This is a genomic window from Vibrio sp. CDRSL-10 TSBA (assembly GCA_039696685.1).
Lineage (GTDB): Bacteria > Pseudomonadota > Gammaproteobacteria > Enterobacterales > Vibrionaceae > Vibrio.
Genome location: CP155566.1, coordinates 2,401,610 through 2,427,963, shown reverse-complemented (window position 1 = coordinate 2,427,963; position 26,354 = coordinate 2,401,610). Strand labels below are relative to the sequence as shown.

Annotated in this window: 13 protein-coding genes, 2 tRNA genes and 5 pseudogenes; 11 read left to right on the top strand and 9 right to left on the bottom strand. The window is 49.0% G+C overall.

The window, feature by feature from the left end; all coding sequences use genetic code 11:
- Positions 1-84 precede the first annotated feature (84 nt).
- The 3 genes and pseudogenes from ABDK09_18780 to ABDK09_18770 all read left to right on the top strand — a co-directional run bounded on the left by ABDK09_18780 (position 85) and on the right by ABDK09_18770 (position 3,655).
- Positions 85-1,402, top strand: a pseudogene (locus tag ABDK09_18780) (DASH family cryptochrome).
- Positions 1,403-2,948 (top strand): annotated as a pseudogene (locus tag ABDK09_18775) (cryptochrome/photolyase family protein).
- On the top strand, positions 2,948-3,655 hold the full coding sequence (locus ABDK09_18770; GenBank protein XAW88980.1) for an SDR family oxidoreductase: 708 nt from the start codon (positions 2,948-2,950) through the stop codon (positions 3,653-3,655). The pseudogene ABDK09_18775 and the gene ABDK09_18770 overlap by 1 nt, the downstream one beginning before the upstream one ends.
- A gap of 241 nt (positions 3,656-3,896) precedes the next feature.
- Here the strand turns inward: ABDK09_18770 and ABDK09_18765 are convergent.
- A tRNA-Ser gene (locus ABDK09_18765) sits at positions 3,897-3,987 on the bottom strand.
- An 885-nt stretch (positions 3,988-4,872) separates the two neighbouring features.
- On the opposite strand from ABDK09_18765, the gene ABDK09_18760 reads away from it, so the two are divergent.
- Positions 4,873-5,193, top strand: a complete 321-nt coding sequence (locus ABDK09_18760) for an outer membrane beta-barrel protein (GenBank protein ID XAW88979.1) — start codon at positions 4,873-4,875, stop codon at positions 5,191-5,193.
- Positions 5,177-5,440, top strand: a complete 264-nt coding sequence (locus ABDK09_18755; protein ID XAW88978.1) for an outer membrane beta-barrel protein — start codon at positions 5,177-5,179, stop codon at positions 5,438-5,440. Before ABDK09_18760 ends, ABDK09_18755 begins: the two co-directional genes overlap by 17 nt.
- Before the next feature lie 224 nt (positions 5,441-5,664).
- Here the strand turns inward: ABDK09_18755 and ABDK09_18750 are convergent, their stop codons facing one another.
- From ABDK09_18750 to ABDK09_18735, 4 genes are all read right to left on the bottom strand, one after another.
- The gene (locus ABDK09_18750) at positions 5,665-6,498 is read right to left on the bottom strand and encodes a hypothetical protein (protein ID XAW88977.1); all 834 of its coding nucleotides are present in this window, start codon (positions 6,496-6,498) and stop codon (positions 5,665-5,667) included.
- A 300-nt stretch (positions 6,499-6,798) separates the two neighbouring features.
- Positions 6,799-6,875, bottom strand: a tRNA-Pro gene (locus tag ABDK09_18745).
- A gap of 62 nt (positions 6,876-6,937) precedes the next feature.
- Entirely contained in the window at positions 6,938-8,746 is a 1,809-nt protein-coding gene (locus ABDK09_18740; protein XAW88976.1) for a DUF3413 domain-containing protein, read from the bottom strand.
- A 34-nt stretch (positions 8,747-8,780) separates the two neighbouring features.
- On the bottom strand, positions 8,781-8,996 hold the full coding sequence (locus ABDK09_18735) for a YejL family protein (GenBank protein XAW88975.1): 216 nt from the start codon (positions 8,994-8,996) through the stop codon (positions 8,781-8,783).
- An 84-nt stretch (positions 8,997-9,080) separates the two neighbouring features.
- Here ABDK09_18735 and yejK point away from each other — a divergent pair, with 84 nt between their 5' ends.
- From yejK to asd, 3 genes are all read left to right on the top strand, one after another.
- The gene (gene yejK, locus ABDK09_18730) at positions 9,081-10,085 is read left to right on the top strand and encodes a nucleoid-associated protein YejK (protein XAW88974.1); all 1,005 of its coding nucleotides are present in this window, start codon (positions 9,081-9,083) and stop codon (positions 10,083-10,085) included.
- 204 nt (positions 10,086-10,289) lie between these two features.
- Entirely contained in the window at positions 10,290-11,513 is a 1,224-nt protein-coding gene (locus ABDK09_18725) for an Hpt domain-containing protein (GenBank protein XAW88973.1), read from the top strand.
- 568 nt (positions 11,514-12,081) lie between these two features.
- Positions 12,082-13,194: an aspartate-semialdehyde dehydrogenase gene (asd, locus tag ABDK09_18720; protein ID XAW88972.1), complete on the top strand. Its 1,113-nt coding sequence runs from the start codon at positions 12,082-12,084 to the stop codon at positions 13,192-13,194.
- Between the two features lie 230 nt (positions 13,195-13,424).
- Here asd and ABDK09_18715 read toward each other — a convergent pair whose 3' ends face one another.
- Both ABDK09_18715 and ABDK09_18710 read right to left on the bottom strand, forming a co-directional pair.
- Positions 13,425-14,321, bottom strand: a complete 897-nt coding sequence (locus ABDK09_18715) for an ion transporter (GenBank protein ID XAW88971.1) — start codon at positions 14,319-14,321, stop codon at positions 13,425-13,427.
- A 73-nt stretch (positions 14,322-14,394) separates the two neighbouring features.
- The gene (locus tag ABDK09_18710) at positions 14,395-15,030 is read right to left on the bottom strand and encodes a YchE family NAAT transporter (GenBank protein ID XAW88970.1); all 636 of its coding nucleotides are present in this window, start codon (positions 15,028-15,030) and stop codon (positions 14,395-14,397) included.
- 630 nt (positions 15,031-15,660) lie between these two features.
- Here ABDK09_18710 and adhE point away from each other — a divergent pair.
- A pseudogene (gene adhE / locus ABDK09_18705) lies at positions 15,661-18,380 on the top strand (bifunctional acetaldehyde-CoA/alcohol dehydrogenase).
- 256 nt (positions 18,381-18,636) lie between these two features.
- The gene (locus ABDK09_18700; protein XAW88969.1) at positions 18,637-19,515 is read left to right on the top strand and encodes a DMT family transporter; all 879 of its coding nucleotides are present in this window, start codon (positions 18,637-18,639) and stop codon (positions 19,513-19,515) included.
- Between the two features lie 147 nt (positions 19,516-19,662).
- Here ABDK09_18700 and ABDK09_18695 read toward each other — a convergent pair.
- Positions 19,663-21,224 (bottom strand): annotated as a pseudogene (locus tag ABDK09_18695) (SulP family inorganic anion transporter).
- A 507-nt stretch (positions 21,225-21,731) separates the two neighbouring features.
- Here ABDK09_18695 and ABDK09_18690 point away from each other — a divergent pair.
- Positions 21,732-22,502: a DUF481 domain-containing protein gene (locus tag ABDK09_18690; protein XAW88968.1), complete on the top strand. Its 771-nt coding sequence runs from the start codon at positions 21,732-21,734 to the stop codon at positions 22,500-22,502.
- A gap of 148 nt (positions 22,503-22,650) precedes the next feature.
- On the opposite strand, the pseudogene rne reads toward ABDK09_18690, so the two are convergent.
- Positions 22,651-25,849, bottom strand: a pseudogene (gene rne, locus ABDK09_18685) (ribonuclease E).
- Positions 25,850-26,354 lie beyond the last annotated feature (505 nt).

Here is a 26,354-nt window from a genome sequence, read left to right as displayed (position 1 = left end):
AAAATCGCCAAGCTTATGTGATCTCAATAAGTTAACGGCCGTAAAACAGGGCATTGCTGTCTGATGTGAGAGAAGGAGCGCACAGTGAAACGCACTCTGGGGCTGTATTGGTTTACCAACGATTTGAGGTTGGGTGATAACGGACTGCTGCATCAAGCCGCGGCAGAGGTGGACGAGCTGGTGTGTGTTTATTGCTATCTGCAGGTCACGCCTTTTGTGCGTCATTATAGTCAGGAAGCTGGGCTTAACCCGCTGCGGCGTCAGTTTCTCGACCAGTCGCTCAATTGTCTTAATCAATCGCTGGGTGAGTTGCAGCAATGTCTGTATGTGCTGGATGCGCCCGCCCTGCCTGCGCTTGTATCTTTGGTTGAACATCTGGATGCGACTCACCTTTTCGTGTGTGAGCAGCCAGGCAGTGATGAACAGCAGTGGCCGCATTTAACGGTTGAGCAGAAGGTGATAAATCATCTTTATCAGCCACAGCAACTGCCATTTGAGTTAGCTGACTTGCCTGCCACTTTTACCCGTTTTCGCAAGCAGGTGGAATCTCTGGCGGTGGATTTACCAATCGACAGCCCGTTATCTCTGCCGCCGATGCCGGATGGGCTGCAAATCCCTGATCGCAGAGGGCAGCGGTTTACAGAGCCTGAAATCATGACGTCGTTTAGCGGCGGAGAGCAGGCCGGACTTGAGCACTGCCAGCGCTATTTTGACTCGCGGTTGCCGACTGAATATAAACAGACTCGTAATGGCCTCGATGGCATGGACTATTCCACCAAGTTTTCGCCCTGGCTGGCACTGGGTTGTGTTTCGCCGCGGACCCTCAACGCGATGCTTAAGAGCTACGAAGGTCTTTATGGTGCGAACGAGTCAACGTATTGGATTTATTTCGAGCTGCTGTGGCGTGACTATTTCTATTTTTACGCCCTGCGCTATGCCGAGCGGCTGTTCAAGTTTGGTGGGATCGACGATAAAGCACCGCTTACCAGCTACTATGCGCAGCGTTTTCAGGCCTGGAAGCAGGGGACTACGCCGTTTGCTATCGTTAACGCCTGTATGCATCAGTTGCGTGAGACCGGCTATATGTCTAACCGCGGTCGTCAGCTGGTGGCCAGTTGCCTGATCCATGAACTCCAGATCGACTGGCGTTATGGTGCGGCTTATTTTGAAACCCAGTTGCTGGACTATGATGTCGCCTCGAAACTGGGGTAATTGGCAGTATCTGGCAGGTGTCGGCGCCGATCCGCGCGGCTCACGCCAGTTTAATCTGGAAAAGCAGACCGAGCTGTACGATCCGCAGGGGCATTTTATCCGCCGCTGGCACGGGGATTCTTTACAGGCGGAGCTAGACTCTGTCGATATGGTGGATTGGCCGATTGCTACGATAAGAAGAGACGGATAAATGCAGTTTGATACTTTACGCCTGATTCTGGGCGACCAACTCAACAGCGAGCATTCCTGGTTCGAACAGGTCGATGAGCGGGTGCTGTACCTGATAGCCGAGCTCAGGCAAGAGAATACCTACGTTAAACATCATATTCAGAAGAGCTGTACGTTTTTTGCCGCTATGGAGCAGTTTGCCCGTCAAAAGCAGAGTGAAGGTCATCAGGTGTTGCATCTCACCCTGGATGACACGGCGCAGTTTAGCGATTTGGCCGCACTGCTTCAGCATTACGTCCGAGCAGTGGGGGCGACAAAATTTGAATACCAGCGCCCGGATGAGTACCGCTTGTTAGAGCAGCTGGCCAACCTGAAACTTAACCAAGCAGTGATGAATTGTGTTGATACTGAGCATTTCCTGCTGCCTTTTGCCGAGATAGAGCAACAGTTTCCACCCGGTAAGCATATTCTGATGGAGCACTTTTACCGCCGGATGCGCAAGCGTTTCGAGATCTTGATGCAGCAAGGGAAACCAGAGGGTGGTCAATGGAATTATGACGCCAGTAACCGCAACAAACTGAAAGCGAAAGATATTGAACAACTGCCGCAACCACTGCTGTTTGCGTTGGATGTGAGCGAGATTCAACAGCGCTTACAGCGCCATCAAATCAACACCATCGGACGCCTGGATGGCAAGCTGATATGGCCGGTCAACCGGGCGCAGAGCCTGTCACTGCTGGCGCATTTCTGCCGGGTGTGCCTGCCGCATTTTGGTCAGTTTCAGGATGCGATGACGGCGCAGCATGAGGCCAAATGGAGTTTGTACCACAGCCGCTTATCTTTCGCGCTGAACACCAAGCTGCTGCACCCTCGCGAGGTAATCGACGCGGCGCTGGCGATGTTTCGCGCCAGTCGTGCAGTCGATATCGCTCAGGTCGAAGGCCTCATCCGTCAGATCCTCGGCTGGCGCGAATACATTCGCGGTGTCTACTGGGCCAATATGCCGGCTTACCCGCTTAAAAACGAACTGGAGGCCGCGCGGCCGCTGCCGCACTATTTCTGGAGCGCTAAGACCAGGATGGCCTGCATGCAGCAGGCGATAGGGCAGTCACTCGATTATGCTTACGCCCATCATATCCAGCGTTTAATGGTGACCGGTAATTTCTGCCTGCTGACCGGAATCGACCCGGATCAGGTCGACGAATGGTACTTAGGAATTTATGTCGATGCGATTGAATGGGTGGAAATGCCGAACACTCGTGGGATGGCGCTGTTTGCCGATGGCGGGATTGTTGGGACCAAACCCTATGCAGCCAGCGGCTCGTACATTAACAAGATGAGTGACTACTGCAAAAGCTGTCATTATGATCATAAAGCGCGCAGCGGAGAGGGCTCTTGCCCGTTCAACAGTTTGTACTGGCAGTTTATGGATAAACACGCTAAGCGCCTCGCCACGAACCCGAGAAACCGGGATGATTTTTCGCTCCTGGGACAACATGGATCCGGAGCAGCGTAGCGCGATTCTTGACACGGCTGAATTTTATCTGGCTAATCTGGAGCAGCTGTAATGCATATTGTGATTATCGGCGGTAACGGCGGAATTGGATTTGCCATGCTGCAGCAAGTGCTGCAGCGTTTTCCTGAGGCGCGAATTACCGCCACCTTTCGCCGTCGCCAGCCGGACTGGCAGCATCCGCGCGTTAACTGGCAGCCGCTTAATGCCAGTAACGAAGAGGAGGTACGCAGATTAAGTGATACAACGGACTCGGTCGACTGGCTGATCAACGCGGTCGGATTGCTGCACACCGAACAGCAGGGGCCGGAGAAGAGTCTCAATGCGCTCAACACGGCGTTTTTTCAGCACACTATGATGGCGAATACGTTACCCACGTTGCTGCTGGCTAAGTATTTTACCCCGCTGCTAAAACGTAGTCCGGCCCCCAAGTTTGCCGCTTTGTCGGCCAGAGTCGGCAGCATCAGCGATAACCGTCTCGGTGGCTGGTACAGTTATCGCGCCTCGAAAGCGGCGCTGAATATGGTGCTCAAAACCTTATCGATAGAGTGGCAGCGCACCCTCAAACACGGCACGGTTTTGGCGCTGCATCCCGGCACGACAGACACTGCGCTCTCTGAGCCGTTCCAGACTAACGTACCGCCCGGCAAGCTGTTTACCCCAGCGTATGTCGCACAGCAACTGATTGATATCATTGCAAACGCCACCCCTGAGCAAAGCGGTTCGTTCCTGGCCTATGACGGTCAACCCATCCCTTGGTGATGTTTCGCACTTTTTTCGAGACCTTTTTATGCTTAACGGGACACACACCGTTAGTACCTTTTTAAAAAGGACACACATCACCGGTTAGGGAATATAGGGCTGACGAGATGCTTTTTGTTGCGAGGACACACACCGTAACTCTTGGCAGAATTTTGAACGGGAAGAATGTAAGTAGGACACACACGGTTAGCGACAGGCAGAAACGAAAAAAGCCGCTGATAAATCAGCGGCTTTTCGAATGTGGCGGAGAGATAGGGATTTGAACCCTAGGTACGCTATTAACGTACGCCGGTTTTCAAGACCGGTGCTTTCAACCACTCAGCCATCTCTCCGTTGTTGAGGCGCATATTAGCGACCCGATAAAATGTTGTAAAGAGCCAATTGAATCGTTTGCTGAAATTATGCGCATTTGAGCCAAAAAACTTGTTCTAACTGGCATTTTTCTCATTCTCTGGCACGAAAAAGAATCACCTTAGCCCACTTAAGCGCTATCAGAGTCCAATAGGCTCAGAACCAACTACTTATAAGAACGGCGCAGTCTTGCATCTGATGGCGAAACGCAGGCCATCATGCGCGAAATCGTTCGCAATCAACTGATGACCCGTGAACAGGTGATTGAGCTGTATAAAAAAGCGCTGTAATTGTCGTTAATTTTAATTCCACCGCAATGGTATGAAGTCGCTCCTGACTTCATACCATTTTCTTTGCCCTGACGTTTTCTTTACAAGGACACTCACCGTTATCTTCGCTTGTAGCACTGAGCAAGCAGGTCCGCCCCTGTATAAGCGACATCCACACGGCATGGTCTTTTCTGACCTCTTTCGGTTGTTATTCCCGGGACACACATCACTTCATAAAAAATGATGGGATGTTGATCTCATATATGGTTGGATTTATTCATACTATTAATTTTTTCTAAGACCATTCTGTTTGGAAGGATTTAATATCATTTTGGATCTTTGCTTTAAACAAACTCACTAATTAAAACCGAATTATTGGTTAATTTATTTAAATGTTATGTTTGCTTTTTAGTTTAAGCCCTGACTTAAAAGTAACCTTACAATAACAATTCCCTATCTGATTCAGCTAACTTATTAAAGCGTTATATTGATTGAATAAACTTTTTAATCATTAATCACAACCATGCTGGTGTGAACAACGAAATTGATAAACAGAGCACGCCAATAATATTTTGACAAAATCACTAGGAGTAAAAGATGAATAAATACCTTCCAATTCTAGCGAGTGCCATGGCATTAACTGCATTCAGCGCGGCATCACAAGCTGCGGTAATGGATGATGAAAGTGGCTTTTATGTAGGTGGTAACTACGGTTATGTAAAAGTAGACGGGCAAGATGATTTTGATGATGACAATGATGTCATGCAGGCGTTGGCAGGTTACAAACTTAACCGCTATGTAGCGGTTGAGGGAAGCTACATCGATTTTGGTAAATATGGTGGTGGTATTGCCAAAGCTGAAACAGATGGTTACACAGCCGCTTTAAAACTCACTGCGCCAATTGCAGAAACGTGTTGAGTTGTATGCGAAAGGCGGTCAGCTGTGGTACACCACGGATTACGATATTGCCGGAGTGCATGGTGATGAAGATGATGAAGCGTTATTCGCTGGTGCAGGTGTTGGCTTTAAAGTGACCAATAATTTCCTCGTCAATGCTGAATATACCTGGTATGACGTTGATCTTGATGCGAATGATGCGCTGAATGGTGCTGATACTAATACTGATTTTAATCAGGTTTCTGTCGGTGCAGAATATCGTTTCTAATCAAAATATATAATTTTTAGGGTACAGGTATTTTTTATTAACTGCCTGTGCCCGATTAATATTCTTTGGCTAGTCTATTAATATAACCTTCCCTTTATTAAGAAATGGTAATGGCTGTCATACGCTGACGATTTAATCGCGTCTTTGCTATGGTTAAATTTTCTTTGGTTCCAATCCAGAGTCGTGAGCGCATTTCTAACGCCGTGCAGAGGGTAAGACATTCCTTATGCGGTAAAGATAGCCGGGTCAGGATTTGTGGTGTATTGGGCGCAATATAACCTGCTTTCCCTACGCGAAACTTGTCGCCCCAACCAGTCGAGCAATTGTAGATAGTCCATCAGGCGGAATGGGATTCCTGTTTTGTCATGATTGTCATAACCGATAAAATCCAGCAATGGTGGGTTAGAGAGCTGATTGTGTTGTAATTTTTCCAACTGCATTTTGATTGAGGTGTACTCTGATTGCTCCGGTGTCGCGGCAATATTGGCACGCAGCGGATTAAGGTCAACATAAGCCATTGCGGCTAACAGAGCTTTTTCGTCCAGCAGCGCCTGTGATTTAAATCTTCCTTCCCAAAATCGTCCGGTACAGTTGTCTTCTCTGTTGGCATGAGTGGCTACGTGCTGATTGAGTTCACGCATAAACCAGCTAAGTGAATAGAGCCGTGCACGCCATATTTCAATCATCTCATGGCAGGCGTCGATTTCAGCTTGAGCCGTCACCTGATTATTGCGGAAACGTTGGAGCAGTGCGGGAATATGATGACCTCTCGACCAGCGCTCGATAACTTGTTGATCAGACAAAGCGAGAGCGCTTTGTTTATCGATAAAAGCGACCAGATGGTAGTGGTTGCTCATCACGGCGTAAGCACAAATCTGAATGCAATAGATGGAGGCCAGGTCGAGCAAACGCTGCTCAACCCAGTCGCGTCGATGTGAATAGGAAACGCCGGTGAGTGGATCGTCGCCACATAGAAATGAGCGTCGTACACAGCGAGACACGCAGTGATAATAAGGGGTGATATCAGGGCATATCAGTTGAGATCGGGCAGTCGTCACAAGCGTAATTCATGGTGAAACATGCAGTGATTGTGGCTGACATGGCGGTAATGGCAATGGTGACTCTAGGTTTAAGCGAGAGGTGTCCCGTGAGTCTGTAATATCGGGTGTCGAGTGAGCATGGTGAAATACCAACCAGCGCGTAAAATATAAGGCGAAATGGAGTGAGTGTCCCGGTTAAAGAAGAGAATGAGCTTGGGCGTATCTGGATAACACAGAGGGTGAGTGTCCTGCTTAGAAAGGGGAGTTGGTGGCAGCGTAAAACAAAAAAGAGAGCCGAAGCTCTCTTTTTCAGGTGTATGGTCGGACTGAGAGGATTTGAACCTCCGACCCCCGACACCCCATGACGGTGCGCTACCAAGCTGCGCTACAGTCCGATGACATTAATCTAATCAGTTTTTACCTGAACGTCAACTGACTATCGCCATAAGATTCTGATTTAATTGTCCTTTGAGTAGAAACGCTGCAATTCAGTCAGACCTTGCATCAGAATAGGCAGAGTTGGGTTCTCTTCGCTCAGGCGTTGGTAGTTATCATCGAATAACTTGAAGTTACCGAACTTGTCAATAACTGTGGTTTCTTTATCGGTAATCAGCGCTAATTCGCGTGAATCACCGGCCAGAATCCATTTGCGGTTGCTTTCGTTGAAAAGGTTACGACCGCTGCTGAAATCATTCGGATTGGAGGAAACGCCCAGTAAATCCTGTAACAGAGTGACACTGAGATCCAAATGGCTGGATCTATGGGTGAAGTTGGCGGCAATTTTGCCAGGCCAGTGGATCACCATAGGGACCTGCAGTTGGTAACGACTGTAGTTGCTGTTGGCGCCCCAGCTGTTGGTTTTGGTTTCGTTGAATTCAGTACCATGATTGGAGGTAATGACCACGACAGTGTCATCCAGTAGTTGCAGGTTTTGCAATTGGCTGAACAGCTGTGACAACTCCTGGTCGGCTACATTGACCGAGTGATGGTAATTGTTACGCAATTTGTCCGTCGCAGACGCTTTGCTGTCCTGGTTCGGTGCGTAGTTACTGAAATTGTCGACTGTGGTCAGTTCCAGATAGCTGAACCATGGCGCGCGGTTCTGTTCACTGACCCATTGCGCCCAGCGTTGAATGGTTTGCTCATCTGCCGACTGAGTTGGTTCGAACGGAGCCTGTGACAGAGGCAGACCACGGAAAATGGTTTCCTGGTACAGATCATCACTGAAGTTATCGCCACTGAACAAGCCAAACTGGTAATCCTGAGATTCCAGCACGTCAATCAGTACCGGAGAGGTACCCTGCACCTTGATACTGCTGGCATAACTGCTTGGCAGGCCGTAAAACAGGCCAAAGATACCGAAGGCGTCATTACTGGAGCTGTAATGATTACTGAAGTTGAGGTTGTTCTGCGAAAAGTGATACATGTTTGGCATCAGTTCTTTGGTCAGGGCATCAGCGCGCAGGTTGTCGACGCTGACCACTAAAATATTGAGATTATTCGCCCGGCGGCCAAAGCGGATTTTTTCCAGCGGGTAACTGACTAAGTCCACATTGGTGCGGTTTTTCTCTTCCAGACGCTTGAGGTACTCTTCCCGATCTAGCAGGCCGTGTTTTTCCATAAAGGATTTAGCCGTCATCGGGTAAGAAAGCGGGAAGTTAGATTTCTGGCTGGTAACCGGCGTGTACAGGTACGCATCCGACCATACATAAATCAGATGGCTGGCGATGAAACTAACGAAGAACACCGCAGCCAGAGGCCGACCGATACGCTTATGCGACAGTTTACGCTGTTTGCGCCAGACCCATTCGGAGAGTCCGAGCTGCAGCAGGAAAATCAGCGGCAAAACCACGAACAGATGCTGCAGATCGGCACTGACACTACTGTCGTCAGCGAACAGCAGTTCCCACACCACAGGGGTAAGGTGCAAATTGATGGTCTGATAGGTTTGAGTATCGATCAGCAGAACCGTCAGGCCAAAGGTGGCAAAGCAGACGGCGACAAACCGGAACAGTGTCCGCGACGGAATCAGAAACGTCAGCGGAAACAGGATCAACAGGTAGAGGGCGAAAACCAGAAAGCCAAAGTGACCGACCCAGGAAAAAGTCAGATAAAACTGACCCAGGAAGGTGTCCGGCCAAGGAGACTGGGCAATGTAGCGTGTCCCGATCAGCATCGCAGCGATGATATTGAAGAACGCAAACCAGTGTCCCCAACCAACCAGACGTGATACTCGTTCGCCGTATGTGTTTCCGCTATCTACCATGAATTTTTCTATTTATCCGGTGTTAAGTATGAAATTAATCTTTCAGCGAAGACATTAAAGCTTGCGCAAACTTTTCTGCAATCGCTTTTCTCTGTGCCTTAGCTACGTTCTGATTGATGACATTGGTGGCTACGTTTCCTGCAATCATCAGGGTAAGCTCTGGTGATGCATCATGTTTATCAAGAACGGCAGCGATTTCAGTCAGGATAGTTTCAACTTTTTCGTCACTGTATTTAGATGTAATAGGCATAAAGACTCTAATGATGATAGTAAAAGCGGCTTATGATAACCTACTATGCCTTACAACTGAAACCAGTACGACGATTATTTCACTATGAGTTTGCACCTTTCTAATGTCATTTTGCATCAGTTGCGCAAAAATGATAATGACGAGCTGATGGTTAACTACCGCGCTCAATCTCTTGATAATGATACCTCAACCGAAAACTTAGTCGCTGAGTTACATCGTGTTTTCAATTCGAAAGCGGGCAAAGGCTTCGGTTCGTTTAAATCGGACAGCGAATTTCAGCACTGGTTGCAGGAGTTACGTAAGGGAGAGCGTAATTTTTACGACTTTTCCCAGGTCAGTGCCCAGCGTCTTAAAGATGAGCTGAGCAAATACCCGTTCGCGGACGAAGGTATTCTGGTCATGGCTGAGTATCAGTCATTGGCGACGGACTATCTGTTTATCGCACTTTTGCCGTCTAACCAGAGCCTGAAAGTGACCGAAGGACTCGATATCAGTGCGACGGATTATCTCGATATCAATAAGATGGATATCGCGGCACGCATCGACCTGTCGAGTTATGAGACGGATAAAGACTCCAACCGCTACCTGTCTTACATTAAAGGTCGCGTGGGTCGTAAAGTTGCCGACTTCTTCCTTGATTTTCTGCAGGCTGACATTGGCCTTGATCCTAAGCAGCAGAACCAGGTTCTGATGCAGGCGGTTGAGGACTTCGTGACTGATGCCAAGCTGGAAAAAGATGACGCCATCAGCTACAAAAAGCAGGTCTACGATTACTGTAATGACCAGATTAAATCTGGTGAAGAAGTGCAGATTCAGGAGCTGTCCGGTGAGCTGCCAGCCAGCGAGACCGGCACCAGTTTCCTGGATTTTACCCGTGAGCACGGGTATGAGCTGGAAGAGAGCTTCCCTGGCGATCGCAGTACCGTTCGCAAGCTGACCAAATATGTTGGCGCCGGCGGCGGTCTCAACATCAGTTTTGACAGTCTGCTGATGGGCGAACGGGTGTTCTACGATCCGGAGACGGATACCCTGACCATCAAAGGCACACCGCCTAACCTGCGTGACCAGCTGACACGTAAAAACGGCTGATTGAGTCAGATCCAGATGAGCTAAATCCCGAATTGACAGAAAGAGCGCTGCGGCGCTCTTTTTTTATCCCCTTTGCGGCCTGTAGCACGACAGTGAATCTATTTAGATATATGCTTGTATTTAATAATAAATCGTTCAGCAGGCTCACAGATGGTCAGGCAAAGGCTCGGTGGTTTTTTTAAAAGTAAGTGGTATTTTGCAATCATGGCGCTTTGGGCCGTGGTGATGCTGTTTGTGGTGCTGCAATACCGGGCGCTGGAGAACAGTAACCGCAGTGTGACTGAACTGCAGGATAGCGTCTTTCATCTACGTAGTATGCTCTATTTCCGAGAGCCTTACCGAACCAACCGTTCCAGCGATTTGGCTTTGAATATTCAGCAAATTTACTCGTTACGCCGTCAGCTTGAGCTCGACTGGCAAGGACGCTGGTTGCAACCGGATATGTCTCAGTTGCTGTATGTGACTGACCGGTTCGTTGAATTGACTCAAAGCTTTGTTGCGATTGAGCTGTCAGTCAGTGACTTTGTCAGTCGGTTAAATCAGTCGCGAGATAAGTATGTGTCGCAGCCTGAATTACAGCGGCGTTACTGGCAGATTGGCTCTTATGTGCTGCAGGCTCTGTATACCCAAGGGCAGCAAAGTCCGCAACTGTATCGCACTTTCGACGACATTTTGCAGTATTCCTACCAATTGCCGGAGCAGGAGAGAAACGAACTGCAACGCTCTCTGGCATCAGTTTCTTCATTGCTGAGTAAATACGCAGAGTCAGACAATCAGGTCAATAAACTGCTCGAGCATCAGGTGCATGATGAAGTCACGCTGGTTGCAATCAAACTGCAACAGGATTTCAAGTGGTTAACCATACTGGCGATGGCAAGTAGTGTCGCTGCGTTAGTTCTGGTGGTGTGGCTGCTGATGAGACGCGAGAAGCAGCTTATTGTGGAAAGTCATGCTTCACCAGCCAGCAATGAGCAAAGCCAAAGCCCTGTGTCTCAAACGGAGGTGACAGCAACTGGAAACGCAGCGCCGACTTTTTCTGCAGTAGCCAGTGACAATGCCGGGTTGATCGAGCCGCAAGCATTGTCCTCAGAAGTGGATATGCAGGCGATGCTGAATACTCTGGATAACGATCAGGCATCGGTTTATCTGTTGCTGGCGGTGTTCGTCGAAGATCACCAGCATGATGATCAGCAGATCAGTCAATTGTTGGCCTCAGATCGTGAAGCTGCCGAGCGGAAAGTACATAGTCTTAAGGGCGTCGCCAGTAGCCTGGGAGCCAAGGGTTTGAAAGAGATTGCCACCGACATCGAACTCAAGCTTAAACGGGGCGGTACACCGTCGGGTGGTGAATTACAGAGTTTAGCCAAACAGTTGCAGCAGACTCTCGCCAGTGCCAGAAGCTTGCTGAGCTTGCAGACGGATGGCTAAAATACTCAAAATAGACTTTATTTTGCGTGTTTTTGCTTTAAATGCTAGTTTTTCCGATTCTTTGTCGTGATTAAAGCCATTTTCCCAGAGCCTTAAATAAATTGTGCGCAAAAAACGCCCGTTGTTTTTTCTATCTAACATCCTCAATTTAATGGTGAAGGTATGTTAGTTCTTCGCGTGGCTTTTTCACTGTGAACGGAATTTGCGCTGTCGCGCACTAAAACGGTGACTTCTACGCTTTACCCGTAAAAAGATCCTGCCGTTAGAGCGCCTGACCGGCGTTCCACAACGGTGCGCGGTATCGGATGACAACCCGGACAAGCAGCCTTACATAATAATCTTGTTGAGGTGATAAGGGGATTCAAACTCTGACACGCGGGTCAACTGACTGTGCAAACTGTGGCAAAAAATTGCTGATTTCTGTGGCTTGAATGTGAAATTGGCGTAAATAGCGAGGCTGAAAAAGAAAAAGTTACAACTTTTGCCAAGAAAGGGTTGAGATTTTTTTCTGAACCACTTATAGATGGTAGACTGAATTTTTAATTGAAATACACGGAGAGTTAGTGCGATGAGAGTAGGTTTAGTGGGTTGGCGTGGTATGGTTGGTTCTGTACTTATGCAACGTATGGTTGAAGAAGGCGATTTCAACCTGATTGAGCCGGTATTCTACAGTACGTCTCAAATCGGTATCCCTGCTCCTAATTTTGGTAAAGAAGCGGGTTTACTGCAAGACGCATTTGATATTGATAGCCTGAAGCAACTGGACGCAGTTATCACCTGTCAGGGTGGCAGCTACACAGAGAAAGTGTACCCTGCTCTGCGTCAGGCTGGCTGGAAAGGCTACTGGATCGATGCAGCTTCTACCCTGCGTATGGCTGAAGATTCCATCATTACTCTGGATCCGGTTAACCTGAATCAAATCCAGCAAGGTATCCATGGCGGCACTAACACTTTTGTTGGCGGTAACTGTACTGTCAGCCTGATGCTGATGGGGCTGGGTGGTCTGTTCGAGCGCGGTCTGGTTGAGTGGATGAGTGCCATGACTTACCAGGCGGCGTCTGGTGCCGGTGCACAGAATATGCGTGAGCTGATCTCCCAGATGGGCGTGATCAATGACTCCGTCAGCTCTGAGTTGGCGAACCCGTCGAGCTCTATTCTGGATATTGACCAGAAAGTAGCGGAAACCATGCGTTCTGCAAGCTTCCCGACTGACCAGTTTGGTGTACCTCTGGCCGGCTCTCTGATCCCTTGGATAGATGTTAAACGTGACAATGGCCAGAGCAAAGAAGAGTGGAAAGCAGGCGTTGAAGCGAACAAGATCCTGGGCTCATCTAATTCTCCGGTGCCAATTGACGGTACTTGTGTCCGTATCGGTGCGATGCGTTGTCACTCTCAGGCACTGACTATCAAGCTGAAACAGAATGTGCCACTGGATGAGATCGAAGAGATGATCGCGACTCACAATGATTGGGTTAAAGTTATCCCGAACGAACGTGACATCACTGCACGCGAGCTTAGCCCAGCGAAAGTTACCGGTACACTGTCTGTGCCAGTTGGCCGTCTGCGTAAAATGTCGATGGGTGACGATTTCCTTAACGCGTTCACCGTTGGTGACCAGCTGTTATGGGGTGCGGCAGAACCACTGCGTCGTACACTGCGTATCATTCTGGCTGAGAAGTAATAACACTTCGTCCCAGACTGAAAAACAAGTCTGTTTCGGAAAAAGCGCCTGCGGGCGCTTTTTTTATGACTAACAGTTCGTAACTCTCTTTGGTTACGGCCTGCCATTCCTTTGGTTACGATCCCTTTCGTTGGCATACCTTTCCTTTGGCATACCGAGTGTTCACCCCATCACGGCGCTCAACATCCTCAACTGGGCGAAGTGGTCATGACTGACCGTACTTACCTCAGTTAGTCATCGGGTGGCTGCACGTTTTTTTGCTCTGAGCCTGCGGTAACTTTTGGTGGCAGCCTGGTTGGTACCACACGTTTATCCGGGTCAGCCAGTTCACTGCCACAATGTTTACAGTACATGGCATCCGGATCATGGCCTGCATGGGAGCAGTTGGGGCACTTCACCAGTTCACGATGTGAGTTCATTTCCTGATTGAGCTCTGCGGTAATAATGCCGGTTGGTACCGCGAGGATCGAATAACCGAGCAGCATGGTCAGAGCGGCCACTGCTTTTCCGAGCGGAGTTTGTGGTGCGACATCGCCATAGCCGACGGTGGTAATGGTGACTATCGCCCAATAGATGCTCTGCGGGATACTGGTAAAGCCGTTTTCCGGTCCTTCAATTACGTACACGATAGATCCAAAAATGGTGACCAAAACCGCCACAGTACTGAAAAAGATCAGAACCTTACGTCGGGCTCCCAGCATGGAGCGCATCAGAATGTTGGAGTCTTGCAGATAGCGCACCAGTTTAAAGATCCGAAAAATACGCATTACACGTAATAAGCGGATTGCGCCCATAAAGGTGGCGGAAGGAAACAGCAGGCTGAAGTAAGTCGGCAGGATAGACACCAGGTCGATGACGCCGTAAAAACTTTTTGCGTAGGCTTTGGGCTGAGGGGAACAATACAGTCTGAGCAGATATTCGATGGTAAATAATGCAGTGAAGACGTATTCGATGATGCGGATTTCCTGCTTCCAGACGGCGGCCACCTCGGGGATGGATTCGAGTATCAGCGCCAGAATGGAGGTCAGAATCGCAATAATCAATGCGATGTCAAAAATACGCCCGCCGCGGGTGTGAGTACCGAAGATAACGACGTAAAGCTGGTGTTTAAAGGTATTGTCCGTCATGATATTGCAACCTGTGTCACTCGTTGCAATATCATAACGTTATGTCGGGCGTTAGGCTAATCCGGCCAGCGGTTTACGCCAGTCCCGGAAACAGGCTGCGTAATCCGTTGGCGATAAATTCAATCCCCAATGCGCCCAGAATCAGGCCCATGATACGAGTGATGACGTTGATCCCGGTCTGGCCTAATAAGCGCACGATATAAGGTGCGGAGCGGAACAGAACCCATGATGCCACGCAAAACAAAATAATGGTAACGACGATACCTAAGGTATCCATCATCGCCGGATAACGCGAACCATAAACAATCGTCGAACTGATCGCACCCGGACCTGCCATCAGCGGCATGGCCAGAGGAACCACACCTATCTGCTCACGGCTGATGTATTCGGTCTTTTCCTGTTTATTCTGCTTATCTTCACCCAGTTTACCGCTCATCATCGAAAATGCGATGCTCAGCAGCAGTAAACCACCTGCCACGCGGAAAGAGTCGAGTGAAATGCTGAACATATCCAGCAGCATCTGACCACCAAGCAATGCAATGATCAAAATGACCGCAACGGCTGTATTGGCAGTGGCTGCGGTTTTATTCTTTTCTTCCGGTGTCATGTGGCCGGTCAGCGACACAAACACAGGCATGATACCGACCGGGTTAACGGCGGCCACAAGGCCGAGAAAAAACTGCAGAAAAATAGCGAACTCAAATTGCATTAAGGATTCTCTTGAAATCACAGGGTTGACATAAAAAACAGGCTTAATGTAGTGCAAAGCCTGTTAAAGCACGAATGAAAAAAAGTATCGCTGCAGGCCTCTGATGATTAAGAAAAACTAATCATTATGACTCAGTGTGAACCAAGAGTTTCGTTATTGTTGGTTTTGTATTCAATTTGAGGCTGGCATGTTAACCAGAGCACAGTTTGGCTAAAATTTATCCAGTGGTGTGGAGGCATATCGCTGAAAAGATATACTGCTTAGTGGCACATCAATCCACGGGTACATGTAGTGCGGTTGTACAAAAATGAAACTTTTTTACAAAGCTGTGTAGTTTTTTTAGTTTTTCTTATCGGGTGAAGCAATATTTTAGTGAGTGGTGATTTTTTATTTGTATATAAAATTCAATAATTTAAGTTTGTTTTTTCTGGGTAAATACCCCTAGAGTAGTAATTACTTTTTCATAACTGATCTGAGTCAATATTTGTCACACAGTGAAAGATTATACTCAGCCATGAAAGCAATTTACTAAGCCTGTCGTCAGATAAATGATTGACGAAATGGCCAAAACTTAAAGACACATGCTTAATAAAGAGTTTTTAACATTTTTATATTTTTAGGAGATTCATTATGCCTGTAACTAACTTGGCTGAACTTGATGCTCTTGTAGCACGTGTGAAAGCGGCACAAGCCGAATTTGCTACTTACACTCAGGAACAAGTAGACAAAATCTTCCGTGCAGCATCGCTGGCAGCTAACCAAGCTCGTATTCCTCTGGCGCAACAAGCGGTAGCGGAATCTGGCATGGGTATTGTTGAGGATAAAGTAATCAAGAACCACTTTGCGTCTGAGTTTATCTACAACAAATACAAAGACGAAAAGACTTGTGGTGTTCTGGAAGAAGATGACAACCTGGGCACTATGACTATCGCTGAGCCTGTCGGCATTATCTGCGGTATCGTACCAACCACTAACCCGACTTCAACTGCGATCTTCAAGTCTCTGATTTCTCTGAAGACACGTAACGGTATCATCTTCTCTCCACACCCACGTGCGAAGAAACTCTACTAATGATGCAGCGAAACTGGTTCTGGATGCTGCAGTAGCAGCGGGTGCGCCAAAAGATATCATCGGCTGGATTGATGAGCCATCTGTTGAGCTGTCTAACGCGCTGATGAAACACGATGGTATTGCGCTGATCCTTGCAACTGGTGGTCCGGGCATGGTGAAAGCGGCTTACTCTTCAGGTAAACCAGCTATCGGTGTGGGTGCGGGTAACGTACCGGTTGTGATTGACGAAACTGCCGATATCAAACGTGCAGTGGCTTCAATCCTGATGTCTAAAACATTCGACAACGGCGTAGTGTGTGCTTCAGAGCAGGCCGCTATCGTGGTTGATTCAGTATACGATGAAGTGAAAGCACGTTTTGCTTCTCACAAAGCGTACGTATTAAGCAAAGCTGAAGCGGAAAAAGTACGTAAAGTACTGCTGATTAACGGCGCACTGAACGCGAAAATCGTAGGTCAGCCAGCAGCGAAAATTGCGGAAATGGCGGGTGTGACTGTTCCTGCTGACACTAAAGTACTGGTTGGTGAAGGTCTGGGCAAAGTCTCTCACGACGACGAATTTGCGCATGAGAAATTGTCTCCGACTCTGGGTCTGTTCCGTGCTGATGACTTCGAAGATGCGGTTGCACAAGCAGTAACCATGGTTGAAATCGGTGGTATCGGCCATACTTCAGGTCTTTACACTAACCAAGACGTGAACGCAGACCGTATCCGTTACTTCGGTGACAAGCTGAAAACTGCACGTATCCTGATCAACATCCCAACCACTCACGGTGGTATCGGTGACCTGTACAACTTCAACGTTGCGCCGTCTCTGACTCTGGGTTGTGGTTCTTGGGGTGGTAACTCTATCTCTGAGAACGTAGGTCCTAAGCACCTGATCAACAAGAAAACTGTAGCGAAACGAGCTGAAAACATGTTGTGGCATAAACTACCTAAGTCAATCTACTTCCGTCGCGGTAGTCTTCCAATCGCACTGAGCGACCTGGAAGGTAAAAAACGCGCGTTTCCTGGTAACTGACCGCTTCCTGTTCAACAACGGTTATGCTGATGACGTAGTACAACTGCTGAAAGCGCAGGGTATGGAAGTTCAGACTTTCTTTGATGTAGAAGCAGATCCAACTCTGTCTGTGGTTAAGAAAGGTGCTGAAGCGATGAGCAGCTTCCAGCCAGACGTTATCCTGGCGCTGGGCGGTGGTTCTCCAATGGACGCAGCGAAAATCATGTGGGTAATGTACGAGCACCCAGAGACTCACTTCGAAGAACTGGCAATGCGCTTTATGGATATCCGTAAACGTATCTACAAGTTCCCTAAAATGGGTCAGAAAGCTGAGCTGGTATGTATCACTACCACTTCAGGTACAGGTTCAGAAGTCACTCCGTTTGCCGTAGTAACTGACGACAAAACTGGTGCGAAATATCCACTGGCGGACTACGAACTGACTCCTAACATGGCTATCGTTGACGCTAACCTGGTGATGAACATGCCTAAGTCTCTGACTGCCTTCGGTGGTTACGACGCGGTGACTCACGCTCTGGAAGCTTATGTATCTGTTCTGGCGAACGAATACTCTGACGGTCAGGCTCTGCAAGCGCTGAAAATGCTGAAAGAATACCTGCCATCAAGCTACGCAAACGGTTCTAAAGACCCGATTGCACGTGAAAAAGTACACAACGCAGCGACTATCGCAGGTGTCGCGTTTGCTAACGCATTCCTGGGTGTATGTCACTCAATGGCACACAAAATCGGTGCTGAGTTCCACCTGCCACACGGCCTGGCGAACGCACTGCTGATTTCTAACGTGGTACGTTACAACGCGAACGATAACCCGACTAAACAGACTGCATTCTCTCAATACGACCGTCCGCAAGCACGTCGTCGTTACGCAGAAGTTGCAGACCACCTGGGTCTGAGCCAGGCTGGCGACCGCACTGCGCAGAAGATTGAACGTCTGCTGGCATGGTTGGATGAGCTGAAAGTGAATCTGGATATCCCAATGTCTATCCAGGCTGCAGGTGTCAACGAAGCTGACTTCCTGGCGAAACTGGATGAGCTTGCGGTTGAAGCGTTCGATGACCAATGTACTGGTGCGAACCCACGTTACCCTCTGATTTCAGAGCTGAAAGAAGTACTGTCTGCTTCTTACTACGGTAAAGCGTTCGTTGAAGGTGAAACTTTCGAAGGTACCACTGTTATCAAGAAAAAAGCGGATCAGGAAGCTGCAAAAGTAGCTGCTCCAGCCGCAGCGCCTAAAGCGAAAAAAGACAAAGCTGAAGCGTAATGAGATAAGTTTTCGCTAGCACGAAAACCTAGCCATGAAACTAAAAACCCGCCATCCGGCGGGTTTTTTATTGTCAGTGTTAAACCATCGCTTCATGCGCTGGTGAGAGCTTTCCTCTGCCTTGGGCCGACTGACGTCAGATAGGGGCAAGAGGAGCGGTTGGCTGGCGTTATTACTGTATCTGGCCGGATTTAGGTTGCCGATAAACCACAGTTTGCATAGCATAGCGCTTTCGCTCTTTATCGGATCATCGCCCATGACATGGATTTTCTTTACTTTTCTCGCTGCTTTCATGCAATCCTGGCGTAATGCCTTTCAAAGCCGTCTTTCCGGCGATGTGAAAACTGCTGGTGTGACCCTGGCGCGTTTTCTGTGGGCAAGCCCGATCGCTGCGCTCTATCTGCTCGGACTGTATCAATACCAACCCGATGCAGCTCTGCCGACTTTTAATCTCAGCTTTACCGGCTTTGTGATCGGAGCGTCCGTGATGCAAATCATCGCCACGGCTTTGATGGTGAAACTGTTTAAATTCAATAACTATGCAGTGGGGGCCGGACTTGCCAAAAGTGAAGCCTTGGTGGCCGCCATTCTGGGGATGATTTTCTTTGGCACCCACCTGAGCCTGCTCGGATGGAGCGGGGTAGTGATTGGTGGTGTCGGAGTGTTCATGATGAGTACTCAGGGCGGCTGGCGTCAGTTGTCGGTACCGACTATTTTACTTGGCCTCGGCAGCGGCAGCGCTTTTGCGTTAACGTCATTGTGGATTCGTGAAGCCAGTCTTGCACTCGGGTTACCTTTCCCGTACAGCGCTGCCTGGGTGTTGCTGTCGGTCATATCGCTCCAGACTCTGATGCTGGTGGTGTATCTGCTGGTGCGCGATCCGGCGACGCTCAAAGCTCTGTGGCAGCGGCCTAAAATTGTCGTGGCGACCAGTGTGTGCAGCTGTATCGGTTCGCTCGGCTGGTTTAGTGCGATGTCGCTGGAAGCGGTACCGTATGTGAAAACGCTGGGCCAGGTGGAGATCTTTTTCACCATGCTGATCTCTGTATTCTGGTTACGACAGAAAGTACGCATTAAAGACGGGCTGGGACTGATTTTAGTGGCCCTGGCTGCAGTATTAGTGATGTGGACCTGATGCTTAGTCTTTAACCAGTCAGTCTCTTTCAGGATGCAACAAATTAAAAAAGCCTCTCGGCGTTAAACCGAGAGGCTTTCTAATTATTTACTTACGTACGTACTTTGTTACGTACTAACTTTACTCATCAAGTGCCAGCGAGGTTGATTAGCCAGCCAGTGTGTCGGTCGCGACCTTGTAGCTTGGGTCTTCTTTGACGTTAATCTCGACCAGGCTGCCTGCTTTGTGCAGCAGGGCACGACAATCTTCACTCAGGTGACGCAGGTGCAGGGTTTTACCGACCGAGGCGTAACGCTCGGCGATCGTCTCAATCGCTTCAATCGCGGAATGGTCGGCGACGCGTGACTGGGCGAAATCAACAATCACATCTTGCGGGTCGTTTCTGGGCATCAAACAGCTCGAGGAAATTAGCCGCAGAGCCAAAGAATACCGGGCCGTTGATCAGGTAAATTTTTGAACCTTCCTCGTTGATTTGGGTGCTGGCATAGATGTGCTTGGCGTGCTCCCAGGCAAACATCAGAGCCGAGACAACCACACCCACCAATACTGCAATCGCCAGGTCAGTAAACACTGTTACCACGGTCACCAGTACGATAACAAAAAAGTCTTGTTTTGGTACGCGGCGTGCCAGTTTGAAGGTGGCCCACTCGAAAGTGCCAATCACGACCATAAACATCACACCAACCAGCGCAGCCAGCGGGATCATTTCAATCAGTGAGGAAGCAAACAGAATAAAGAACAGCAGCATGACTGCAGCAACGATACCTGACAGTCGGCCACGGCCGCCTGAGTTAACGTTGATCATAGACTGGCCAATCATGGCACAACCACCCATAGCGCCGAAGACGGAACAGGTCATATTCGCCAGGCCCTGACCCATACATTCACGGTTTGACTGACCGCGTGTGTTGGTCATTTCATCCAGAAACCGTCAGTGTCAGCAGGGATTCGATCAGACCGACTGCTGCCAGAATAACCGCATAAGGCAGGATGATTTGCAGCGTTTCCAGTGTCATAGGAACTGTTGGCAGAGCGAAAATCGGCAGATTGCCAGCCAGGGTAGCAGCATCATTACCTGACATTGAGCGCAGGAAGTCGACTACAGTACGAGTTTCCAGACCCAGGCCTTGTACCAGTAAGGTAATAGTGACTATCGCAACCAGGGAAGACGGCACTGCGGTGGTCAGCTTTGGCAGGAAGTAAATGATAGCCATGGTCAGTGCGACCAGACCCAGCATCAGCATCATCTGATCTTGCGGCAGCCAAGTCAGGATGCCGTTCAGATCCGGTGCTTTAAACTGGCCAAGCTGAGCCAGGAAAATCACGATAGCCAGGCCGTTGACGAAACCAATCATCACCGGGTGCGGCACCATACGGATAAACTTGCCGAGTTTAAACAGACCGGCACAGATCTGCAAAACACCCGCCAGCATAATGGTTGCAAACAGATACTGAATACCATGGGCAGCTACCAGGCTGACCATGACCACAGCCATCGCGCCGGTTGCGCCGGAAATCATGCCCGGACGACCACCAAAAATAGAGGTGACCAGACCGACGATGAAGGCGGCATACAGACCAACCATAGGATCCACGCCTGCCACAAAGGCAAACGCGACGGCTTCGGGAACTAATGCCAGTGCAACCGTCAGACCGGATAACACGTCATTTTTTACCGAATGCTTGGAAAATTGTGGGAATTCAAACATGAGTACTCAGTTTTTCGCTGTCGTTAAATGAACGGCGACACTAGTGCGTGCTGTGTTTAGCAGTGCCTGATGACAACTGGCATCATCCGGGACCAACCGAAACTGGGAAATCAAAAAGTAGCAGCGTTTAGGTGTCGCTAGTTGAGCGCAGAATGGTACTGAATAGTGTGATTAAGTTCAACAATTAACCGGCCGAATGTCTGAGCAGGGATGGAATTATCACTGTGATGAATGGTCGATCAGCAGCAGTTATCAGGAAGCAATTATCGGGACACACATCCTTGCATGTGCAGTTATCAGATGCATTATCAGGACACACATTCTTGCGAGGGTGAGGGATGGGAAACTACGTCGCGTGTCAGATCAGAGTGTGCCGATAGCGATGTTTGTAAGGCTTTTTGCTTATTTTCTCGTCAGTTAAGTAAAGTTCTGACTGAAAATTAACGGAGTGATGTGACTGGTGTCATATAGTGATGACTTTGCCATTTTTTCAGTTGGAGGTTATCCATGCCATTGTCAGCAAGAAATACGGCACTGACGGCGTTAATCAGTGCACTGTCTTGTTCTGCCTATGCTGCTCAGGAGCAAAGCGCAGAAGAGACACAAGGGGGACAATTTAGCGGGGATGCCAAACTAGGCTTTATCTATTCCAAAACGGATAGTACTTCGATGTCGATCAACTCGGGCGCCACACTTAATTATGATGAAGAGATGCGTAAGCAAAAGCTCTCTCTGGCGACCTACTATTCACATAAGTCCGATAGTGACGATGATGATGACGGTACCAACAAATATCGTGTGATCTACGATATCAAACACACCTTATCGCAAAGCTCTTTTGTGTTTGGTAACGCCAAGTACGAGCATGACCAATATGCGACTTATCGTCACCAGGCGCTGTTAGTCGGTGGTTTTGGTTATACCTTAGTTGATACCGAAACATCAAAACTGGAAGTTGGTGCTGGTCCGGGTTTCCGTTATTCGAAACGTCAGTCTTTTGATGAAGACCATCCGAACCGTTCAGAGGATGAAATCATTGCCAACGGCTTTATTAATGGCAGCTTGAAAGTAAGTGACGCACTCGATATTGGTGGCGGTGTACGGATGGACTACGGTGATTCAAACACAACCACAACAGCCAATGCGTATCTGAAAAACAAACTGGCCGAGAGACTGGCCCTGGTTTTGGATACAGAGTACATCTACAACACGGAAGTTGCGTCTGGCAAAGACCATGATGAAATCTACAGTACCATCAGTCTGAATTACGCTTTCTAATCGGCGTATTTGTCCCGTACTTTGCGACGCAGTTCGTTTAAAGAGACATCGCTGGTTTCTGAGCGACAAGTCTTAATAAAAAAGCCCACCTTCTCAGGTGGGCTTTTACTTTTCAACGTATTAGTGCGTAAACCGCAACTTTAGCCAGTTATTGTGGCTTAGTCATTGCTGCACCGGCCTGGTTGCGGGCAACTTGGCTGCCGGCTCCGCGAGGCTGGTAACGTTCAACGCGGAATGGCGCTGCCACGACGGCAATCTCTTTCAGTTCACTGCTGCCTGGCGCTTTGGCCATTGGTGCTGATGCACGGCCGGACGTCACGGCGATCGCTTTCGGCGCTTTAATAATCACAGGCGCTTCTTCAATCACTGGCTCGATCACTTCTGCAACAGGCGCTGGTTTTGCGCTTGGTTGCGTAGTCGCCTCTTCAGCAGCGGCTTGTGCAACTGCAACTTCTTCTGTTGCTGGTGCCACTACTGCTTCAGGTGCCACTTCTGCCACAGCGACTTCTTCTGTCGCTACCGTTGGTGCGGCTTCCGGAGCACTGGCTTCAACGGCAGGTGCTTCTACCACAGGGCTTTCAACTACCGGAGTTGTAACGACTGGAGTCTCGGCAACCGGAGTCGCAACAGCTGCAGTTTCAACCACGGCTGCTTCAAGCGCTGTATTGTCTGTTACCAGCTCTGCCACCGGCGCTTCACGACGGATGATCACTTTACCCATTGCCATTTCCGGACAAGCGAAACCGCCCAGCGTGACATTAGTTTGCGTCTGTTGTTCTGCTTTTGCTTTCTTCGGCTTCGGCAGGTCATAACGAGGCATCACTTTACCCATCGCCATTTCCGGTGATGCTACACCACCTTTACGCAGACGGAATGGGTTAGGACGGCGATCGCGACCGCGACGACGACGCTGACCACTGGCACGCAGGTGACGTGGTGAACGGCGGTTACGGCGTTGTTTCTGCTCGTCTTTTTCAGTGTTTTCCGCGTCAGTTTCAGCAACCTTGGTATTGTTATCTTTTACCGAGGTATTGTTATCTTTCACTGATTCTGCCTCTGCTGCCTGCTCTGGTTGAGCGGCTGCAGTGATGGCTTCTTCAGTCTGATCCTTAATACGGATTTGCTTGGTCAGTTTACGGCGCTGGCGACGCTCTTTCACAACGGCCGCTTTTTCCTCTTGCGCTTCCTGACGAGGCGCTTCGGTTACGTCTTGTTGCTGAGCATCGGTCGCCAGTTTGCGACCCTGTTCCATCACCTTACTGGATTTCGCTTCATCGCGTTTGCTGTCGTCACGTTTGTTACGACGCTGATCGTTAGCATTGCGGTCGTTACGTTCGCTACGCTCGTTACGATCTGTGCGTTTCCTGCTTCGGTTTACGCTCTTGCTTACGATTGCTTTGCGCGTCTTTATCCGCAGGCTTATTGCTCTCTTGTGGTTTCGCATCTTTCACGTCATCCGCTTTGCGTCTGTTTTTATCACGCGGGTTGCGGCGGCGATCGTTATTACGTTCACGGCGAGGCTGGGAAGACTTGTTGCGGTCACCTTGCGGTTTCTGCTGTGGTTTTTCCTCAGTCTCCTGAGCTTGTTTTGGCTCTTCTGCCTGAGGCGCTGCAAACAGGTTTGACAGAGCTTTCAGGAAGCGGGAAATCAGGCCCGGTTTTTGTTGTTGTACAGGAGCAGCAGGCGCAGGTTGTGGTGCTTCTACCGGCTGTGGTTTAGGAATCGGAGCCGATTGAGTCGGAGCTGCAAAACCTTTCAGTACTGGTTCTTCCAGACGCTTAGGTTTGATATCGGCATCACCCAGATCTTTGCCTTCTGCTTCTTTCATTGATTCCAGCTTACGCGGAATCAGGTAAGACAGCATTTCCTGCTCTTCACCTTCACGGATACGGATAACTTCGAAGTGCGGAGTTTCCATATCAGAGTTTGGTACCACAGTGATTTTCACATCTTGGTGACGCTCAATGTGGTTAACTGAACGACGTTTTTCGTTCAGCAGGTAAGAAGCGATCGAGACCGGCACAACAGCCAGTACCTGAGAGGTATTGTCTTTCAGAGCTTCTTCTTCAATCAGACGCAGTACAGACAGCGCCAGAGATTCGTTGTCACGCACCACACCAGTACCGGTACAACGCGGACAGATGTGGTGGCTTGCTTCTGCCAGTGACGGGCTCAGACGCTGACGCGACATTTCCAGCAGACCAAAGCGGGAGATACGACCGATCTGCACGCGGGCACGATCCAGACGTACGGCCTCACGCAGACGGTTTTCTACTTCGCGTTGATGGCGAACAGGCGTCATGTCGATAAAGTCGATAACAACCAGGCCGCCCAGGTCACGCAGACGCAGTTGACGAGCAATCTCATCGGCCGCTTCCAGGTTCGTGTTCAGAGCCGTCTCTTCAATATCGCCGCCTTTGGTTGCGCGTGCTGAGTTGATATCGATAGAGGTCAGAGCTTCAGTCGGGTCAATAACAATTGAACCGCCGGAAGGCAGACGAACTTCACGTTGGAAAGCAGATTCGATCTGGCTCTCGATTTGGAAGTGGCTGAACAGTGGCACTTCACCATCGTATTTCTTGACTCGGTTAATGAAGTCAGGACGCACCAAACGGATGTGCTCCAGAGCGCGTTCATAGATGGTGTTGCTGTCGATAAGAATTTCGCCGATATCGCGACGCAGATAGTCACGAATGGCACGTACGATGACGTTACTTTCCTGGTGAATCAGGAATGGGGCCGGGTTAGAGTCAGATGCCTGTTTGATTGCGCTCCAGTGATTGATAAGCACATTCAGGTCCCACTCCAGCTCTTCCGCACTTTTACCTACACCTGCGGTACGAACAATCAGACCCATACCTTGCGGTAGTTCCAGTGTGCTCAGTGCTGCCTTAAGTTCAGTGCGTTCATCACCTTCGATACGACGTGAAATACCGCCGGCTCGAGGGTTATTTGGCATCAGAACCAGGTAGCTACCAGCCAGTGAGATAAAGGTAGTCAGAGCCGCGCCTTTACTGCCACGTTCTTCTTTCTCTACCTGTACGATCACTTCCTGACCTTCCGTCAGCACTTCTTTAATGCTTGGTCGGCCTTGGTAACTGTAACCTTCTGGGAAGTATTCGCGGGCAATTTCTTTAAGAGGAAGGAAACCGTGTCTTTCAGCGCCGTAGTCGACGAATGCGGCTTCCAGACTTGGTTCAATGCGGGTAATACGTCCTTTGTAGATATTCGCTTTTTTAGATTCATGTCCAGGACTTTCGATATCCAAATCGAACAGTCGCTGGCCATCGACCAACGCGACACGCAACTCTTCTTTTTGAGTTGCGTTAATTAACATTCTTTTCATTTAAAAATCTCGTTATCTTTTCTTCATTTTGATTGTTGTTCTTATTGCTTTTGTTTCGTTTTCACGGTGCCTGATCCCATGGCTTGGTTATTACAGCCTCCCGGCTGGAGGGGGATGCTCTGAGGGCACTTCAGTATCACAAGCGTTTCACTCGCCTGTGATCCGCGTAGTGGCGGAGGATACTCAACATGAAATGACGATGAGTAGAGCAACAAGAACGCCTTAATCAACTGTGTCTTACGCCGTGTGCAGCACATCGGTTTTTGGCTTAGCTACTCATAAACTTGCGTTAATCAAACGGCTACAGATAATTTGCCACCTGTTCGATTATTGCAGCTGTGAACTATAGCAGTGACTGGTAAACTCAGCAATCTGCTTTATTAGAAAGCGCTTAAAATTTTGGGGCTCTGTATAAAAAATGTCAGTGAACACGCAAAATTCTCGGTGAAAAGCAGTGACAAATTTGAGTTTTGCGCGTATTCCAGGCTTGAACTGTCGGAGCAGT